The organism is Gilvimarinus sp. 1_MG-2023, assembly GCF_030548285.1.
Window position 1 is genome coordinate 1 of the sequence record NZ_JAUOSC010001270.1, and the last position, 257, is coordinate 257.

General features: G+C 51.4%; 1 protein-coding gene. It reads right to left on the reverse strand.

The features are described from left to right. Positions 1-257 (reverse strand): ferrochelatase (locus tag Q4563_RS20955; protein WP_303605893.1); only part of this gene is annotated, 257 nt, incomplete at both ends.

A 257-nucleotide genomic window follows, 5' to 3' on the forward strand; every position in this document is an offset into this window, starting at 1 on the left:
GCTCCACCATCATCTGAATATGATCATCACGATCGTTCAGGCAAGGGATGTAATGGAAATCGCTGCCACCCGACGCCAGATACAACTCACGGTTTTCAACATCCAGTTCTTCCAGGGTTTCCAGACAATCAACGGCAAAGGCTGGACTGATAATATCCACCCGTCCGGCCTTTTCTGCGCCCCACGCCTTGAGCGTATGGTCAGTGTAAGGCTTGACCCATTCTTCCCGACCAAAGCGCGACTGAAAAGAACAGATC